Here is an 18,630-nt window from a genome sequence, read left to right as displayed (position 1 = left end):
ATTGCAGTTTATTCAGCTGAAGACTTAGTTGTTTCAGTTGAAGACTGTGATTGACTATTTTTTTCTGAACTGCTCTTGCTTTCTTCCGCTCCAGAAGTCTGTGTTTTTTTCATTTGTTCTGGTGTGGGATAAATCTGTTCGCCTTCTTTTGAGAGAAGGAAACGGCTACGTGCTAATTTTGCCACATAATCATCATCTTTTAACAAAGCAACGTCTTTTTTTAGATCCTTGACCTTCTTATCAACTGCTACGGATTCAGCAATTGCATCTGCTCGTTCTTGTTTGAAAGCACCTAAGCGATGATAATCTTTCATCAATTGGATGCCAGAAAAGGCAAAAATAATGAAGGCCACGAGAAAAATCGCTGCCAAGCGTCTGCGTCTAAAAATCAATTGTTTCTGTTGTTTTTGGAATTCGACATACTGTTCTTTCGTGTAGTCATTTTCCAATGCCGCAACTTTCTTCGAGTTTTTTTCATTCTTTCCCATCGTCTCGCTCCACTCGCTTTGGATTGTCCGTTTTATTATACCAACATCTAAGAACCTTGTCTAATGTTAATTTCAGAGAAGTTAAAGAAAATCAAGCTTTTTTCTAAAATATTCTTTGCTTTTGAAATAACAGCGGTTGATTTATTAATTTTTTTCAAAAGCGGCGCGTCTGTTTCATTAAAACGCTGAAAGGATGAAGCGCTTGGAATATTCATCTTTTCAATGAACTTGCCAAGCGCTCCATCCTCACCTGTTTATTCTTCAGAGACACGTGTTTCTGATTTTATTTCATACATTTTTGTGGCATCTTCTTTTTTCGTAGAGTCATTTAGTTGCAGGACTTCTACTTCTAAAATTCTGTTCCCAAATTGAATTTTGACAAGGTCACCAATCTTCACAGTACTAGAAGATTTGGCTAAGACTCCGTTGATTTGAATCCGGCCTTTATCAGCGACTTCTTTGGCAACTGTTCTTCTTTTAATAATGCGAGAAACTTTTAAAAATTTATCTAACCGCATCACATTCACCTCTTTTATTTTTTTTGTCTCATCCGTAAAATTTTTGCGCCATACGGTAAACTTAACCATTCACGTATCGTAAATAATTCTAACTTAATGATGGTGCTAATAAAAACTGTACCACCCACTGCAACACCTAAAACTGTAACGAAAAACGCTTGACTTCGGTGATGCACACCTTGGAACAAGATGGAGATAATTCCTTGATAGACCAGTAATGACAGCATCATGATTGCTAAACTAAGCAACAGTTTTTTCAAAAAACTTCGTTCTCGAACAAAACAATTAATCGCTGCATCCGATTGTCGGACTAAAACGAATAACGTCGCTAGTAACCCAAGGATGGTAGACCAACTAGCACCTAATGTTCCCCAACGAATGGTGAAAAAGCCCGTTGTCAGTAACTTCACTAATAAGCCCACACCAGCTGCCACTAAAGGACCTTTAAAACGATTGCGACTTTGTTCAATACTTTGGTAGGCCTGAATAATGGCCATAAAAGCGATGGATAAAACATACACCCCTAAAACATCGTTGCCTTTATAATCTTTAAAAAGCGTAAAGTTCATGTACGGCAATAACATCATCAGACCAATCGAAGCCGCCGATGCCAAGGTTGTGGTAAGACGCAAAAAGATTTTTGCAACTTGTAAAAATTGTTGACGGTCTTTTTTCATAAAATATTTTGTCAAACCTGGTAAAAAGGTCGAGCTTAAAGCTAAAGCAATTACCAATCCTAATTGAACTAGTGGTTGTCCTCTATCATAGACCCCTTTGTCCACTTTTGCAGCTAAATCAGAGAGCCCGAAAAGCATGAGGGCATTTTTTACTTTAAAGGAATCAATTAATTGAAATAGAATCAGAAAAGCACTATATAAAGAGACCAAACCACCCTCAATCATTAAACGTTTAAATAGTCCTGTGGTTTGAGGCATAATCTTCCATTGATGCAAGTATTCCGTACTTCCACTAAGAATTTTTCGATTGTAGTACCATAAGACAAGTACCGCTAAGATACCGCCAGCCAACGCACCACTCATGGCCACCGTCCCCGTTTGGTAAATGGAGCCACCAAAGTAATGATAGGACAACGCAGCTACTAGAATAACCCCGACACGCACAAACTGTTCCATCACCTGTGAAATACCACTAGGCACCATCAACAAATGACCTTGAAAATTCCCACGATAGAAAGAAAGAATTGGAACGAGTAAAAAGGTAAAGGAAACAACTTCCATTAATGGTTGGAGTGCAGCATCCCCCATACTAATAGCAATTTCTTGACTACCAAAGAAAAAGAAGGCCCAACAAGCAATCGCTAACCATAACACATAGGGATATAGTTGGCGCAACACTTGTTTTTGACTCCGAATATCTGGTTGTTCAGCAACAATTTTGGAAATAAATTGCGGTAAACCTGACAATGCTAATGTCATCGCAATCCCATAGATTGGATAAACTTGCTGATACACGTAAAATCCTTCATCCCCTACAAAGTTCTGAAAAGGAACGCGATAAAACGCACTCAACACTTTTGCAATGAAGGAAGCAATGGTTAACACAACGGCACCTTGCATCATTCGCTGCATTTCTTTTTGTGCCATCTTCTAGGCCTCCTTTTAAAGGGAATCCGTTTCTTGCGAATGTTTGTATTTTTCTTGTCGCAATGCGGTTGTAAAAGTAGCAATTTCTTGAATCCAAACAGCTTCTTTACAATCTTTCGGCAACTTCAAGGAAATAGTCATTTGTTCTTTCTCAACTGCTAGATCCGCTTTTAAGCTGGTTGCCGATAACGCTTCAAACAACTGCTCCACAGAGTATGTTTTTGTGCCAATTTTACTTAACACAAACTTGACTTTTTGGTCGCGTTTACGAATACTTTCTAACAAGGCACGGTCGCCATCCATTTTGATACGGCCAGTGGTTAATAAATGCGCCACTTCGTCAGGATACTCTCCAAAGCGGTCTAACAAGTCCGCTTCTAATTCTTCGTACATATCCATATTTTCTAATTGACGAATCCGTTTATAAATTTCAATTTTTTGTCGTTCGTCTGTAATGTACGTTCCTGGAATATAAGCATCAATGCCCAAATCAATTTCAACAGACGTTTTTTGGTCTTGGATATTTTTTCCTTGTTTACGAGCAACTGCCTCAGATAACATCTGTGAGTACATATCAAACCCAACCGAATCAATGAAGCCATGTTGTTGGGCACCAAGAAGGTTTCCGGCCCCTCGAATGGAAAGGTCACGCATCGCAATTTTGAACCCAGAACCTAATTCCGTAAAGTCTTTAATTGCTTCTAAACGTTTCTCACTAACTTCGTTTAGGATTTTTTGCTGTTCGTACATAAAATAAGCATAGGCCACTCGATTGCTACGCCCCACACGACCACGTAATTGATACAACGTAGATAAGCCCATGTAGTCCGCATTTTCTACAAACAAGGTATTAGCATTAGGAATATCTACTCCTGTTTCAATAATTGTTGTAGTGACTAATATATCATATTGTCCTTCAATAAAATCAAACAAAGTATTCTCCAGTTGTACTTCTGTCATTTGACCATGTGCATACGCAATTCTTGCATCTGGAACTAGCGCTTGTAACTCTTCAACTTTTCGTTCAATCGTATCTACTCGATTGTATAAATAAAAGACTTGACCATCTCGAGCCATTTCTCGCTCAATCGCTTCCCGAATCGCCCCAGGATTATTTTCCATGACATACGTTTGGATCGGATAACGATTCTCTGGTGGGGTTTCGATGACAGATAAATCACGGACACCTAACATCGACATATGAAGGGTCCTTGGGATTGGCGTTGCTGTTAACGTCAAGACATCCACTTGTGAACGCAATTGTTTTAGTCGTTCTTTATGTTTCACTCCAAACCGTTGTTCCTCATCAATAATCAACAAGCCTAAATCACTAAAATTAATATCTTGCGACAATAAACGATGGGTACCAATCACAATATCTACTTGGCCATGTTTAATTTTTTCAATTGTTTCATTTTGCTGTTTTTTCGTGCGGAAACGACTTAATAAACCAATTTCTACAGGAAAGCCCTCAAACCGCTCTTGAATCGTTTCGTAATGTTGTTGCGCTAAAATAGTTGTTGGCACTAAAAAGGCGACCTGTTTATTGTTGCTAACAGCTTTGAAGGCCGCTCGTAAAGCCACTTCTGTTTTACCAAACCCTACATCGCCAACTAACAAACGATCCATTGGTCGAGATTTTTCCATGTCGTGTTTAATTTCGGCAGCACTACGTAATTGATCATCTGTTTCAGAATACGGAAAAGCCTCTTCAAATTCTTTTTGATACGCATCATCTGGCGGAAAAGCATAGCCTTTTTCCGATTCTCTTGTCGCATAAAGTAAGATTAAATCATCCGCGATATCTTCAATTTTTGAAGCAACTTTTCGTTTAGTTTTCGTCCATTCACTGCCGCCTAGCTTGTTAATTTTCGGCGTTTTAGACTCGGAAGCAACGAACTTTTGAATCAAGTTCAATTGTGTTACTGGAATAAATAACTTGTCATCATTTTGGTACAAGATAGTCATGTAATCTTGATGGACCCCATCAACTTCTAAGGTTTCCATACCAATATATTTACCAATCCCGTGATTCGCATGAACGACATAATCGCCCGTTTTTAAGTCGCTATAACTTTTCAAACGTTCCGCATTAGAAATTGTTTGACGACGTGCCCGTTTTTTGGTCGTTGTATGAAAAATTTCTTTTTCCGTAATCGCCACGAGCTTGTTTTTAGGTAATTCAAACCCTGTTTGTAATGCCCCTTGGACAATTTGGACATGCCCATCTAACAACTGATCCCAATTGCTTACTACGCTAGGTATGTCAAAGTCCTGAAATAGCTCTTCGACTTTTTGAATCCGTTCTTTCGTAGGAACAAAAACAACGACCGTTTGGTTTTGCTTTTGCCAACGGTCCACTTCCGCTTTTAGCAACGGCATTTGACCGAAGAATTGTTGCATTGAACGATATTGGAAATTATGGACTTCTTGGAAACGAAGATTCCCCATCCCTTTTTGAAAAAGTGAAAAGAAGGTCGTATTTCGTGCAGTTTTTCGCAATTGATCATGAAAGTCTACACCAAAAGTTTGTTCAGAAAACACGCGCATTTCTTCAATTTTCAGGGTTTGCCATTCCGCTTCCTCTCTAGCGATTTCTCGCTCCGTTTCCATCATACGAGAATAATCATCCACAAAAAGCAAACTATTTTCTGGTAAATAATCTAACAGCGTAGTTTTTTGTTGGTACAGAAAATCTGTATAATAGTGAGCATTTTCTGTAGGAATCCCTTGTTCCCAAGAAGACAGCAACTGACCAAAATATTCTTCTAAAAAATCGGTCTCCGTTTGATCTTTAGCTGTCGCTAAACGTTTTTCTAGAGCATCTTGTAACCTCGTCATGCCATGATTCATATCTGCCTTTGAGAATACTAAATCAGTCATTGGTGAAATCGTTACTTCTTCAAGATTTTCTAATGAGCGTTGAGTATCCGCTTCAAAATAACGGATTGAGTCAATTTCAACATCAAACAGTTCCACCCGAACAGGGTATTCGGCATTTAGCGGATAGACATCAACAATGCTTCCGCGAATACTAAATTCGCCAGGCTTTCCGACCATCGATTGGCGTTCATAGCCCATTAACACTAAGCGTTGCGCGAGGATCTCAGGTTCTACTTCTGTCCCGATTTCCCAATGAAGTTGCGCATTTTGCCACGTTTCTTTCGTTGGCAAATATTTTCGTAGTCCAGCTACTGGTACGACCACGATTCCTGCATTCGCTGTCATCAGGAAATTTAACGCACTCACTCGATCTGCGCGCGCTTCTGGTGAAGAAAAGGCCATTTCGGCGGATAACACTTCATCTACTGGAAATAGATGAACTTGTTCTGAAGGTAAAATATTTAAAAAATCATCTACTAATTGATTGGCATAGTATAGGTTTGGAACCGCAATAACAATTTTTTGATGCGTCTTTTGTAAAGCGCCTGCCATCAGTAATGTTTTAGCAGAGCCTGATAACCCAGTAATTAGTTGGCGCGTTCCTGTTGTCATTAGTTGACTGCGCCATGATTTAGCAATTTCTGTTTGGCTAATTCGTTCGATAATATTCAAACAAGGGCCCTCCTTTCTGCTATTTTCCATTAAATTGATTCATTGTTTCAACAAACGTATGTCCTTCGCATGCATATAAAGCGGCATCGGCTGCTTTTTTTACAGCAAGTAACATCTCTTCGTGTGTTTCTTTGGGAAAAGTACTTAGTACATGGTGGATAACTGTATCATTTTTTGAGGGCCGACCAATGCCAATTTTAATTCTAGGAAAGACATTTGTGCCTAAATGGGCAATCAGACTTTTTATCCCATTGTGGCCGCCAGCACTACCTTTTTGCCGTAAACGAATTTTACCGACCTCTAAGTCTAAGTCATCATAAATAACAATCAAGTCTTCCTCATCTACCCCAAAGTAGGTCAACAACGGACCAACAGAGCGACCTGATTCATTCATAAATGTTAATGGTTTCACTAACAATACTTTCTCAGTCCCTATAAAAAACTCTGCAATATCTGCTTCAAAATTACTATTATTAAACGAAACATTTTGCCGATACGCAATTTCATCTAGCGTAATAAAGCCAATGTTGTGTTTTGTTTCTTTGTATTTACTACCGGGATTTCCCAGTCCTACGATTACTTTCATCTTTCATTCTCCTTGGATTATAAGCTTGCCAACACAAAATGGCTGGGAAGCGTATGCGCTACCCAGTTTTATTCATTATACCATAGAAATAAAAAAACTCGCAGTCTTTGAAGATTAAGAAAGATGTAAAAAAAATTTTTTAGAAATTTAAATATGCATAAGATAGTGAAATTACGCACATGTAAGAGCTACCATTTTGAAACAGGTCTGAAAACTGTATCATTTTTACAATCAAAGTTCGTGACATTTTTTACAAACCATGTTACTATCACTTTAGCAACAGGAAATAAAAACTCGTTGCTCACGAAAAAGAATGTAGAGGAAGGAATGGTACACATGACTGCAGCCGCAGGGAATAAAGATCACCAAAAAGTAATTTTAGTCGGGGACGGTGCCGTAGGTTCTAGCTATGCCTTTGCTTTAGTAACTCAGAATATTGCTCAAGAAGTTGGGATTATTGATATTAATGTACCAAAAACTGAAGGAGACGCGTTGGACTTATCTCACGCATTAGCATTTACTTCTCCTAAAAAAATCTATGCTGCTACTTATGACGATTGCCATGATGCAGACTTAGTTGTCTTAACAGCTGGTGCGCCTCAAAAACCAGGCGAAACTCGTTTAGACTTAGTTCATAAAAACTTGAAAATTAATAAAGAAATCGTTACAACAATTGTTGATTCTGGTTTCAACGGTATCTTCTTAGTTGCCGCAAACCCAGTTGATATTTTGACTTATTCAACTTGGAAATTCTCTGGCTTCCCGAAAGAACGAGTAATCGGTTCAGGAACTTCACTAGATTCTGCTCGTTTCCGTCAAGCAATTGCCGAATTAGTTGACGTTGATGCACGAAATGTCCATGCCTACATCTTAGGTGAACACGGAGATACAGAATTCCCAGTTTGGTCACATGCAAATGTCGCTGGCTTACAAATTTACGAATGGGTGAAAAATAATCCTGACGTCGATGAAGAAGCAATGGTTAATTTATTCTTCAACGTACGCGACGCTGCTTACACAATCATCGAGAAAAAAGGAGCTACTTTCTATGGAATCGCGGTGGCACTAGCGCGTATCACTAAAGCTATCCTAAACGATGAAAACTCTGTGTTACCATTATCTGTTTATTTAGAAGGTGAATATGGTCAAAACGATATTTATATCGGTGCACCAGCGATCATCAACCGCCAAGGAGTTAAACAAGTCATTGAAATTCCATTAACAGATGCTGAACAAGAAAAAATGGAAGCTTCTGCTTCTGCATTAAAAGAAGTTATTGAAACAGCTTTTGCTAAATTTGAAGCAGAAGAAGCAAAATAACTCCTTCTATAATAGTCGAAAATTGAAAATAACCAAGAGTGACCACTATTGTTACTCCGCTTTAAAGCCTGGTACAAAAATCCAAAGTGATTTTTGCACCAGGCTTTACTTTTAATCTGTTTTACTTTACTCATCACTCAACTTTTTAAAAAAATTATTGTTTTGTTTAGCTCGAAAAATAACAATAACCAAAAATAAGTTTGTTATCTAAAATTCACTACACTACTTAATACAGTCCATCTGCTTCTTCTTTTGTCACAATGTAAATATTTTTCATTTGCGTATAAGCATCTAGCATTGATTTATGCGTTTCTCGACCAATTCCTGATTTTTTATAACCGCCAAATGGCGCGCCCGCAGGCAATTGATTGTATGTGTTGACCCACATCCGACCTGTCCGTACACCACGAGCAACCCGTAATGCCACATTGATATCTTGAGAAAAGACGGCACCACCTAGACCATATTCAGAATCATTAGCTAAACGAATGACTTCTTCTTCCGTTTCAAATTTAATCACTGTTGCAACAGGACCAAAGATTTCTTCTTGGGCCACGCACATTGTATTCGTGCCGTTCGCTAATAACGTAGGTGCTAAAAATGCCCCCTTGTCTAGCCCATTTTCTGTTAAACGTTGCCCACCAGTAATCAGTGTAGCTCCTTCCTTCACACCAATTTCGACATATTTTAAAATTTCTTCCAATTGATGCTCATTGATCTGAGCGCCCATTTCAACATCTTTTTCCCACGGGAAACCAACGTTCACTTGTTCAAATTTTTCCTTTAAAGCTTCTACAAATTGATCATAAATACCTGACTGAACGAACACACGAGACCCAGCACAACAAACTTGCCCTTGGTTGAATAAAATTCCTAACTGCACACCTTCTAATGCTCGTTCCCAATTGGCATCTTCAAAAATAATGTTGGCTGATTTTCCGCCAAGTTCTAAAGTGGCTGGAATTAGGCGGTCGGCCGCCGCTTTAGCGACAGTGTACCCCACCTCTGTTGAACCTGTAAAAGCTAGCTTATCAAACCCTGGATGTGCCAACATATAATTTCCTGAATCAGAACCACGACCGGTGATTAAATTCACTACTCCTTTCGGCAAGACTTGATCAAAAATTTTAAACAATTCCAACAGACTTAATGATGTGCTCGAGGACGGATGAATCACAACCGTATTACCTGCTGCCAACGCTGGCGCTAATTTCCAAGCGCCCATTAATAAGGGGAAATTCCACGGAATAATTTGACCCACAACACCAATGGGTTCTTTCACAACAATGGATAACGTATCCTTATCAAATTCTTTGACAGACCCTTCTTCTCCACGAATCACACTAGCAAAATACCGAAAATGGTCTGCACTGGCAGGGACATCAATTGATTGCGTTTCCCGAAGCGGTTTTCCATTATCTAAAGTCTCCACCATAGCCAAATGTTCTTGATTTTCTTCAATCAAATCAGCAATTTTCAACAAAAGATTGCTTCTTGTTACAACGTCAACATCTTTCCATGTCTGAAACGCTTCTTGAGCTGCTTCTACAGCTCGATCCACATCTGCATTTGTGGCATCAACAAATTCTGCTAATTTTTCGCCATTACTAGGATTGTAACTAGCAATCATTTTGTTACCACTACCTGTTGTCCACTCTCCATTAATATACAATTGATAGCTACTGGCAACTACTTGATTTATTTCTTTTTTACTCATTTACCCACCTCTTTTTTTATTTTTGTATCCGCTTACAATTATAAGACATCTTTCACCTAAAAGTAAATGATTCTACCTAAAAAAAATATAGCTCTCAGCGACTGTTGCTAACTCATCCCGACCTGAAGTCTCCTGGCAATAACTGAATGTATTAAACTTTATTGGAGAGAACTTTTGCCACAAAAAAAGCTAGCACTGAAGAATTAAAATTGCTTCTTCAGTGCTAGCTTTGATTTTTCCAACTCATTCGTTCTTATTGACAAAGAGCTGATTTTTTTATTTATCTTTTGGAACGATATAGTTCATTAAATGTGTTTGATCGGCTGAGATTGTACGTGTCGAAACAACGTTTAATCCCTTCACGTTCATTTCAGAAATTAAGATGCTACCATCTTTAAAGACTTTTTCCACAAACGCGACATGACCATAAGTATTGTCTGCGCCTAAAACGCCAGCTGGGAAGGAAACCGCTGCGCCTGCTTTTGGTGTACGACTTACTTTGTACCCGCGTGCACGACCTGTTTCGCCCCAATCTTGACCATTCCCCATTGTTAAGTCCACACGTTTACCTAATTGCGTAATACGGTTGTAGACATATTGTGTACAGTTGCCCCAAGCATAACTATTAAAGGTGTCATAGTTTTTGCCATTATAGGCTGGGAAATTTGATTCCATTGGTTCAACGGTTGCTTTTTCTTTATCATAATAAGTTAAATCGTATGTTTTAATTAACGCATTTAATTTCTTATGGTAATCTTTGTCCGTTGCGTATTTTCCTGTTAGGAAACGTGTCGCTTCTTTGTATGATTTGGCTTCCGTTTTCCAGACACCATGATAGAAATCTTTATTGGAATCTAAACCATTTTTCAATAATTTCGCATAATCTTCCATTGATTCTTTATACGTTGGATATTGACGGAATTTTGCTTCTACTGTGTATAGGTTACCGAAACCATTGTCTTCATAGGTAATAAAAGAAACAGATTGACCTTTGTAATCGCCTTTAATACCAAACAAATTGTAGTTTGGTTTCTGGCTTAATTTACTATTGCCGCTGCCACTTTCTAAAATTGCTTGAGCAATCATCACACTAGCATATAAGTTTTTGTCCTTGGCCACTTTCCGAGCAGATTCACCGATTTCTTGAATAAACTCTTCTGTCTTCTTCGTTTTGCTGACCGTAAACGTCTCATCGTCTTCCACTAACCCAACCGTTTCATTTGTAACCGGTGGGACTATTTCGGGCTGCGGTGTTGACGCTGCTGGTTGTTCTACTGGCTTTTCAGCTGGCGCTGTTGGTGTCACTGGTTTCGCCGGCTGTTTTGATTCAGAAGTACTCGTGCCAGGTTTTGGCTGTTCTTTAGAAGAACTTGGTGTAGTCGTCGGCGTGGTACTTGATTCAGTTGTACTTGTTGACGTAGAATCTGTGGTTGACTCTGTTGCACTCGTTGAGGTGGAGTCAGTAGTCGATTCTGTCGTACTTGTGGATGTTGAATCCGTTGTGGAATCTGTCGTTTCGGTTCCTGACGTTTCCGTGGACTCCGTGGTTGCAGATTCACTTGATTCGGTTGAACTTTCTGTTTCAGTTGTTGATTCTTCTGTCGCTTCTGTTGTTTCACTAGTCGCTGTCGTTTCAGTGGCTTCAGCAGTTGTTGCTTCTGCGGTTGTTTCTGCAACAGAACTATTTTCAGCTACCAAGTTATTACCTTCTGCAAATGCACCTACTGGCATTGATGAACCTAAAAGTAATAAGGTAGAGAACAGGGCAAATTGTTTTTTCATACTCATTCTCCTTTTTTATTTTTCTCCATTTATTTTTATGTACCAACATATATAATTGACATAGTTATTGTTTAAATGGCTCCTTTTTTAATAGTATACTGTTTCATAAAAAATTTCTAGCAAAAAGTTAAAAAAATAGAAGAAAATTCACAAATTCTTCTATCTTTTTTTGGTAATTTTCTAAGAAAAAAAAGAAAGGGCTTGAACAAACATCAATGTCCTCTCTTTTTCTCGTTATCCTTCAAACAAAATACTTTTTTTTCGAAGTGCCTCTTTGATTTCTTGGAAAGTTTCTTCGTCTGCACAGCGAATAGTATGCAGATGGACGCCTCCTGTTAAAACTGATAGTAATGTAGCATGCTCTTTTTGATACTTGTCCATAAATTTATCAATATCTTTCTCTGATTGAATGCGCAAACTGCCAATTAATTCCCCATAAAGCGGATGTGCAATACTCACATCTACCACTTCTCCACCTTTGGCAACAATGACTGACAATTCTTCTCTCGTTTGTTCAGGTGTATGTTGACAAGCAATTTTCCGTTCAATTCCTTCTAAAGGTTGTTCCAACATATACCCTCGAGCTGTTGCGACAATTTCGACCCCTGTCGCCCGTAATAGAGCGACATCTCCTACAATAATTTGTCTGCTGACATCAAAAGCTTTTGCAAAACGAGTGGCACTAATTGGCTTTTCGGTCTCTCTTAATCTTTTAACAATCTCTCTTCTTCTGATTTCTCCATCCACGACCTTCGCCTCACTCTCCTAAATGTTTTTCTTGGAAACGTTTAGAGGCGTCCATAATTCCCTGGAAAGTCTCAGATAATGTTTCTTCATACTCGGCATTTTCAACATGATTCAGAATAGTTTCTAATACTTGTTGTTCTCTTTCAGAATCAAAAACCGCATGACCTGCTTTCTTTTTCACTGCAGCAATCTCTGCGACGACGTCCATCCGCTGTTCTAATAAACGGACCAGTTCCTTATCGATTTGGTTAATCTTTGCTCGTTGTTGTTCTAAAGAAGTTGTTGGAGCGTCATCTTCAGTCAATTCTTTAATTATCCGTGCTGGATTACCTGCGATCACACAGTTTTCTGGGAACGATTTAGTCACAACAGCACCTGCTGCCACCACTACATTATCGCCTAATGTTACGCCAGGAAGGACAATCGCTCCACCGCCAATCCAAACATTGTTGCCAATGATAATTCGTTTCCCTGATTCCATTCCGCTATTACGCTTAGCCGCTTGTAATGGATGCTCGGCTGTATAAAGTTGCACATTGGGGCCAAACATACAGTTATCGCCAATTTCAATTGGACAAACATCTAAAAAAACGTTATTAAAATTGGCATAGAAATTTTTTCCCACAGAAATGTTGTAGCCATAATCAAATTGAATCATCGGTTCGATGTACGTCCCGACACCCACTTTTCCAAATGTTTCTTCTATTAATTGACGACGAATATAAGTGTCTGGTTGTTGGTTAATTAACGCCATTTGTTCACGGGCTTTTTTGCGATCAGCCACTAATTCAGGATCTGAGGCAAAATATAGTGCACCTGCGATCATTTTTTCTTTTTCTGATTTAAATTCTTCCATTCCGTTACTCCTTTATCGTTAATTCTGCAAATATCGTTTCGGCTTTCGCTTCTAAAAAATAATAAGGTTGTTGTAAAAATAGCGGCGTTTGATTAATGGCTAAAATAGCTGCCGTTGGTTGTTTATAATGAATCAAATCGCAAAATGGATGCACTTGAAAACTCGTGCCGACAATCACGATTAAGTCGGCAGAAGCAACGGCCTGAATGGCTTTTTCGATTGCCTCTTCGGATAATCCTTCTTCATACAAAGTAATAGCTGGACGGATTTGTCCATGACAGTCTGCGTGCCGATCACTAAGTAAATAGTCTTGCCAAGGAACCGTTGTACCACAAGTTTGGCAATAACATTCATATAAATTACCGTGAAAGTCCACCACTTCTTGGCTACCTGCTTTTCGATGAAGCCCATCAATATTTTGTGAAACAATTTTTCCCCGTTTCATTTGCTCTAATTGTGCCATTTTCTGGTGAATGATATTAGGTTGTGCGTCTGGATGATAGAGCGTTTTAACGAATTGATAAAACTTTTCTGGCTCTGTTTTTAAGCAAGTCCGGCTCAATAAGTATTCCGGTTGCTGGATTCCTTGATAGACACCTTTTAAGGAACGATAATCTGGCACACCTGAGGCTGTCGAGATACCCGCACCTGTTAAAAATGTGATTTTTTGTTGGGTTGCCAACCAATGAATTGCCTCGGCTTGCGTGATATCTTGCATATCGATTCAGCTCCTAATCTTCTATATTATAACGTATTTTAACATTAGCACCAAAAGTTTTTCCACTTTTTGAAAACTTCTTACCTATATATTGATTTATCTTGAAAGAGTTTGTGACAAATTTCTCAACTCGTGGTAAAATATGCATGAGTAAAAGTGAGGTGAAACAACAATGGTCGCATTTATTATTTATTGGGCTGCAATTATTGCCTGCATCGCTTGGGGCGTTTTAAGCATTTGGTTCTCTGTTTTTTATCTTTCTCGTAAAGAAAACGGAAATCTTTGGGCTTTTGCGTTCTTCAACGTTATCGCTATTATCGCCTTAGCAATTGTTTTATTAGTTTACAAAACTTGGGATTTCGGTATCTTAACTTACTCAAGTCTAATTTATACAATTTTAGCTTCTTTAGGTGTATTGACTGTTCTTCAAGCTATTTTAGGTCGTGAACCAAAAGCTGTCAAAGCTTAAGTAAAAAGCAACTGTTCCTTTAGGAATGGTTGCTTTTTTCGTATTAGTTTCTATTTCGTAGGGAAAATGTTACGCTAATTTCATGGTGTTTGTGTCCTCTTGATAAATTCCTTTGCTGGAACATATTGACTTTCTTCTGGATTTATCCTAAAATTAATAACTGAATTTAATAACTGAATAGTGCCTCAAAAAAGAGGTAGAGGTCGCGGTTTTTATTACGCTTGTGGAGTGAGAGGACACTGGGAAGCAAGTTTAGGATCAATCGCCGAAATGCATAACGGAGCCTCTTCTGTTGTGTGTTGGGACGTAAGTTAAGAGCTTGCGGACTGTCTTAGTAGTGATGCTAAGTTGTGCTATGTTTCGTTGAGGAATTTTTTTCGACATTACCTAGCAACCTTACATCTGTTTGGTTGTTTTTTTGTATTCAAAAATAGGTTGTGACAGAAGTATTCTCCTTTAAAAAGACAGAATCGCTTTTGCTCAGCTGATTATCAAAGCTTGTTGATTGAAAAAAGACAAAACGATCAATCAGACAAGAAATTTAAAGGAGAGAAAAAGATGAACAAAAAAGTTTTTTCATTCAGTCTACTACTTGTCACGCTATTTTCGTTACTTGGCATGACAACCAACGCTTCGGCGGAGGAAAATGGTGAATTTCGTGTCGGCATGGAAGCTGGCTACGCCCCTTTTAACTGGTCACAGAAAAATGACGCACATGGCGCAGTGTCTATTCAAGGCAACTCTTATGCAGGCGGCTATGATGTTCAAATTTCTAAAAAAATTGCCGATGGTTTAGGTCGTAAATTAGTAATCGTCCAAACCAAATGGGATGGCTTGGCACCCGCCTTACAATCTGGAAAAATTGATGCCATTATCGCCGGAATGAGCCCAACCGCTGAACGAAAAAAAGAAATTGCTTTTACAAACCCTTATTATGAATCACAATTTGTCGTAATTGTAAAAAAAGATGGCAAATACGCTAATGCAAAAAGCTTGAAAGATTTAGCTGATGCTAAAATTACAGCTCAACTAAATACATTCCACTACGGATTAATTGATCAAATTCCAAATGTCAATAAACAGCAAGCAATGGATAACTTTTCGGCTATGCGAACAGCACTTGCTTCTGGCATGATTGATGGGTATGTTAGTGAACGCCCTGAAGGCATAACAGCAACTAGTGTCAATAAAGAATTAAAAATGTTAGAATTTCCAAAAGAAAATGGCTTTGATGCTAGCGCTGAAGACTCACAAGTAGCAGTCGGCATGCGTAAAGGCGATCCTGACATTGAAAAAGTAAACAAAATTTTAGCAGGTATTTCTCAAGATGAACGGACAAAAATTATGGACCAAGCAATCAAGGATCAACCTGCAGCAACAGATAGTGATGAACAAAAAACAGGACTTATTAACGATTTCAAAAATATTTGGAATCAATATGGCGACATGTTTTTACGTGGTGCTGGTTTAACGCTATTTATCGCGTTAATTGGGACAGTTGTCGGAACAACCCTTGGTTTACTAATTGGTGTCTTCCGTACAATTCCAGATTCTGAAAACCCAGTCGCTCGTTTCTTCCAAAAATTAGGAAATTTAATTCTTTCTATTTATATTGAAGTTTTCCGTGGTACACCAATGATGGTTCAAGCAATGGTTATTTTCTATGGTTTAGCTCTAGCTTTTGGCATCTCTTTAGACCGAACAGTGGCCGCATTATTTATCGTTTCTGTGAATACTGGTGCCTATATGTCTGAAATTGTTCGCGGAGGTATTTTCGCAGTAGATAAAGGACAATTCGAGGCAGCACAAGCGATCGGGATGACCCATGGACAAACAATGCGTAAAGTCGTTATTCCCCAAGTATTACGTAATATTTTACCTGCAACAGGGAATGAATTTGTCATTAATATCAAAGATACGGCCGTGTTAAGTGTTATCGGTGTTGCAGATTTATTCTTCCAAGGGAATGCTGCTTCTGGCGCAAACTTCCAGTTCTTCCAAACCTTTACAATTGTCGGCATCATGTACTTGGTAATGACTTTTGTGATCACACGAATCTTACGTGTTGTGGAACGTAAAATGGATGGCCCTTCTGCTTACGTTAAAGTAGAAGAATTAACTGAAGAAGGAAAAGAAAGCTAGGAGGCAAACAGATGAGTGCAATTATTGAAATTGAACATTTACGAAAAAGCTTTGGCGAAAACGAAGTATTAAAAGATATCAATATGAACGTCAACAAAGGAGAAGTTGTCACCATTATCGGTTCTTCTGGTTCTGGTAAATCAACGTTACTACGTTGTATTAATTTGTTAGAAAAACCAACAGATGGCAAAATCATCTATAATGGTAAAAATGTTTTAGAACGTGGTTATAGTTTGCCCAAATATCGGACCCATTTAGGCATGGTTTTCCAATCATTCAATTTATTTAATAACATGAATGTCTTAGAAAACTGTACTTCTGGTCAGATGACTGTCCTAAAAAGAAACAAAGAAGAAGCCAAAAAAATTGCCTTAGAAAATTTAGAAAAAGTTGGCATGGCTCGTTTTATTGATGCCAAACCTGCTCAATTATCTGGTGGACAAAAGCAACGGGTAGCCATTGCTCGAGCATTATCAATGGATCCAGATGTTTTACTTTTCGATGAACCAACTTCTGCATTGGATCCTGAAATGGTTGGCGAAGTGCTAAAAACGATGAAAAATCTTGCCCATACAGGGCTAACAATGGTGATTGTAACACATGAAATGGAATTTGCGCGGGACGTATCCGATCGTGTTATTTTCATGGATAAAGGTGTCATTGCCGAAGAAGGGACCGCTGAAGATATTTTTGTCCATCCAAAAGAAGCTCGGACAAAAGAGTTCTTACATCGGATTTTAACGAAAAACTAGTAAAAAAGAGGCAGTCATTCTGGTTAGAGTGACTGCCTCTTTTGTTATTTTTTGTATTGACGAATCATTGGCGGTTCATAGGAATCAATAAATGCACCAATTTCTTCTAAGGAATCTGAAATGAAAATTTTAGCTCGATCCGCTTCTGTTAAGAAACTAGTTTCTACCATTTTATCAAAAAAGGCAGCTAATAAGTCATAGTAACCATTCACATTGTATAAAATACACGGATTCATATGTTCACCGACTCGGCCCCAAGAGATCACCTCGCTAATTTCTTCGAGTGTGCCGGGACCACCGGGTAAAGCTAAATACACATCTGCCAATTCAATCATTTTTTTCTTACGCGCATGCATATCACTGACTGTATGCATCTTTGTAATGCCATTATGTGCAATCTCCCGCTCCATTAAAAAAGTGGGCATGACACCAATTACCTCTCCACCTTCTGCTAAAAGCGTGTCAGCCACCGTACCCATTAGACCAACATTGCCACCGCCATAAACTAGATCATAGTGATTTTCTTTCATCCAAGCGGCTAATGCTACTGCAGCTTGCTGATAGATTGGCTCATTTCCCAGACTGGCGCCACAATATACTGCCATTTTTTTCACAAACATACCCTCCATTTAGATAGATTCTTTTTTACCATCTATCCTCTGGTAGCTATGGTAGCATATTTTGATTTTCTCGAAAAGGTGCAGCCACTTTTTTTTCGTTTTAAAAGTATTTGAATTTTCAGACAATAAATGCTATAGTCTTTTTATATTTTAAAATTTCAGAAAAAGGAGCCCTATTATCTTGTCTACCTCACTCACTATTCGCTTAGTTGCCGAAGTAGATTGGCCCGCATTACATGCCTTGGACCAAATCATTTGGACAAAAAAGAATACCCCTGCCGAGATACAACCACTCTCGCTTGCGGCATATCAAGAAAAAATGAAAGATGAAACGATTTTTGTTGCCATCAGCGAACAACAACTCGCTGGATTTATTGAAGTCCATCCGCCCACTTCGTTAGCAGCTCATCAAAAGCAATGGCTACTAAGTATTGGCGTTTCGCCAGATTTCCAAGGCCAAGGGATTGGTGGTACTTTGTTGTCGTATGTCAAAGATATGGCCCAGATAAGCGGGATTCATAAGCTGAGTTTGCGAGTAATGGCTACCAATCAAGAAGCCATTCGATTCTATGAAAAACATGGTTTTGTGCAGGAAGCACATTTTAAAGAAGAATTTTATATAAATGGACACTATTGTGATGATTATCAGTATGCTTATTTCATAGAAAAATAAGAAAACCAATGTTTTCTATAAAAACTGGTTGCTCTCTGTTTCTTCTTCTGTTATTTTAAATAATAAGACAATATTAAGGAGTG

16 protein-coding genes and 1 riboswitch are annotated in these 18,630 nt (G+C 38.6%); of the genes, 5 read left to right on the top strand and 11 right to left on the bottom strand.

Annotated elements, in window-relative coordinates:
- Positions 1–8: 8 nt before the first annotated feature.
- The 5 genes from IGK86_RS00960 to pth all read right to left on the bottom strand — a co-directional run bounded on the left by IGK86_RS00960 (position 9) and on the right by pth (position 6,751).
- Positions 9–488 carry an FtsB family cell division protein gene (locus IGK86_RS00960; RefSeq protein WP_002356257.1) on the bottom strand — a complete coding sequence of 160 codons (480 nt, stop codon included), beginning with the start codon at positions 486–488 and terminating at the stop codon, positions 9–11.
- 254 nt (positions 489–742) lie between these two features.
- On the bottom strand, positions 743–1,006 hold the full coding sequence (locus IGK86_RS00955; protein WP_002356255.1) for an RNA-binding S4 domain-containing protein: 264 nt from the start codon (positions 1,004–1,006) through the stop codon (positions 743–745).
- Positions 1,007–1,020: 14 nt separating this feature from the next.
- Entirely contained in the window at positions 1,021–2,610 is a 1,590-nt protein-coding gene (locus tag IGK86_RS00950) for a putative polysaccharide biosynthesis protein (protein WP_002383878.1), read from the bottom strand.
- A gap of 15 nt (positions 2,611–2,625) precedes the next feature.
- Positions 2,626–6,165 (bottom strand): transcription-repair coupling factor, encoded by a 3,540-nt coding sequence (mfd, locus tag IGK86_RS00945; RefSeq protein WP_002388750.1) that lies wholly within the window; start codon positions 6,163–6,165, stop codon positions 2,626–2,628.
- Between the two features lie 19 nt (positions 6,166–6,184).
- Entirely contained in the window at positions 6,185–6,751 is a 567-nt protein-coding gene (gene pth, locus IGK86_RS00940; RefSeq protein ID WP_002361556.1) for an aminoacyl-tRNA hydrolase, read from the bottom strand.
- Positions 6,752–7,087: 336 nt separating this feature from the next.
- Here pth and IGK86_RS00935 point away from each other — a divergent pair, with 336 nt between their 5' ends.
- On the top strand, positions 7,088–8,071 hold the full coding sequence (locus IGK86_RS00935) for an L-lactate dehydrogenase (protein ID WP_002356251.1): 984 nt from the start codon (positions 7,088–7,090) through the stop codon (positions 8,069–8,071).
- Between the two features lie 226 nt (positions 8,072–8,297).
- On the opposite strand, the gene IGK86_RS00930 is transcribed toward IGK86_RS00935, so the two are convergent.
- The 5 genes from IGK86_RS00930 to IGK86_RS00910 form a co-directional block, all read right to left on the bottom strand.
- Positions 8,298–9,788 (bottom strand): aldehyde dehydrogenase family protein, encoded by a 1,491-nt coding sequence (locus IGK86_RS00930; protein WP_002361555.1) that lies wholly within the window; start codon positions 9,786–9,788, stop codon positions 8,298–8,300.
- A 276-nt stretch (positions 9,789–10,064) separates the two neighbouring features.
- Positions 10,065–11,576, bottom strand: a complete 1,512-nt coding sequence (locus tag IGK86_RS00925; protein WP_016616712.1) for a glucosaminidase domain-containing protein — start codon at positions 11,574–11,576, stop codon at positions 10,065–10,067.
- A gap of 228 nt (positions 11,577–11,804) precedes the next feature.
- The gene (locus tag IGK86_RS00920; protein ID WP_002356248.1) at positions 11,805–12,317 is read right to left on the bottom strand and encodes a transcription repressor NadR; all 513 of its coding nucleotides are present in this window, start codon (positions 12,315–12,317) and stop codon (positions 11,805–11,807) included.
- A 10-nt stretch (positions 12,318–12,327) separates the two neighbouring features.
- On the bottom strand, positions 12,328–13,173 hold the full coding sequence (locus tag IGK86_RS00915) for a chorismate mutase (RefSeq protein WP_002363448.1): 846 nt from the start codon (positions 13,171–13,173) through the stop codon (positions 12,328–12,330).
- A gap of 4 nt (positions 13,174–13,177) precedes the next feature.
- Entirely contained in the window at positions 13,178–13,891 is a 714-nt protein-coding gene (locus tag IGK86_RS00910; RefSeq protein ID WP_002408256.1) for an NAD-dependent protein deacylase, read from the bottom strand.
- 172 nt (positions 13,892–14,063) lie between these two features.
- On the opposite strand from IGK86_RS00910, the gene IGK86_RS00905 reads away from it, so the two are divergent.
- The 3 genes from IGK86_RS00905 (at position 14,064) to IGK86_RS00895 (ending at position 17,254) form a co-directional block, all read left to right on the top strand.
- Positions 14,064–14,360, top strand: coding sequence for a hypothetical protein (locus IGK86_RS00905; protein ID WP_002356244.1), 297 nt, complete (start codon positions 14,064–14,066; stop codon positions 14,358–14,360).
- A gap of 189 nt (positions 14,361–14,549) precedes the next feature.
- Positions 14,550–14,724, top strand: a riboswitch (Lysine riboswitch).
- 194 nt (positions 14,725–14,918) lie between these two features.
- Positions 14,919–16,502, top strand: a complete 1,584-nt coding sequence (locus IGK86_RS00900) for an ABC transporter substrate-binding protein/permease (RefSeq protein ID WP_033627778.1) — start codon at positions 14,919–14,921, stop codon at positions 16,500–16,502.
- An 11-nt stretch (positions 16,503–16,513) separates the two neighbouring features.
- The gene (locus tag IGK86_RS00895) at positions 16,514–17,254 is read left to right on the top strand and encodes an amino acid ABC transporter ATP-binding protein (RefSeq protein ID WP_002356242.1); all 741 of its coding nucleotides are present in this window, start codon (positions 16,514–16,516) and stop codon (positions 17,252–17,254) included.
- Between the two features lie 44 nt (positions 17,255–17,298).
- On the opposite strand, the gene IGK86_RS00890 is transcribed toward IGK86_RS00895, so the two are convergent.
- Positions 17,299–17,883, bottom strand: coding sequence for a TIGR00730 family Rossman fold protein (locus tag IGK86_RS00890; RefSeq protein WP_002383869.1), 585 nt, complete (start codon positions 17,881–17,883; stop codon positions 17,299–17,301).
- Positions 17,884–18,055: 172 nt separating this feature from the next.
- On the opposite strand from IGK86_RS00890, the gene IGK86_RS00885 reads away from it, so the two are divergent.
- Positions 18,056–18,547 (top strand): GNAT family N-acetyltransferase, encoded by a 492-nt coding sequence (locus IGK86_RS00885; RefSeq protein WP_010713617.1) that lies wholly within the window; start codon positions 18,056–18,058, stop codon positions 18,545–18,547.
- Positions 18,548–18,630: the final 83 nt, after the last annotated feature.

The organism is Enterococcus sp. DIV1206, assembly GCF_051712485.1.
GTDB classification, from domain to species: domain Bacteria; phylum Bacillota; class Bacilli; order Lactobacillales; family Enterococcaceae; genus Enterococcus; species Enterococcus faecalis.
This window is presented reverse-complemented; position numbering and strand designations above follow the sequence as displayed.